This window comes from Lacisediminihabitans profunda (genome assembly GCF_008040105.1).
Lineage (GTDB): Bacteria > Actinomycetota > Actinomycetes > Actinomycetales > Microbacteriaceae > Lacisediminihabitans > Lacisediminihabitans profunda.
The window spans coordinates 1-301 of record NZ_VRMG01000101.1 but is presented as its reverse complement, the minus strand read 5'-3'; the positions used below and the strand labels follow the sequence as shown (position 1 = coordinate 301).

The 301-nt window shown below is 74.4% G+C and carries 1 pseudogene; it reads left to right on the top strand.

Annotated features, from left to right (window positions below):
* Positions 1 to 19: 19 nt before the first annotated feature.
* Positions 20 to 301 (top strand): annotated as a pseudogene (locus FVP33_RS19215) (aldo/keto reductase); the annotation flags it as partial.

Here is a 301-nt window from a genome sequence, read left to right as displayed (position 1 = left end):
TCTCGCGGAGGCGTACGACGTGCCGTGGGACGGCCGCCGGCACGCCACCGCCGCCGCCTCGAAGCTCTGGCTCACGCAGACCCCGACGCCGCTGTTCCCCTGGTCGTCGCAGGCGAGAGGGTTCTTCACCGGCAGGGCTCGGCCGGACGACCTCTCCGACCCGGAGCTCGTGCGCTGCTACTCCGGCGACGGCAACTTCGAGCGGCTCCGTCGAGCTGGGGCGCCCGGTGCCGAGCTCGGCGTGGTGGCGACGGCGGGGGCTCTTGCCTACGGAATGCACCCGCCGTTCCCGGCCCTCCCC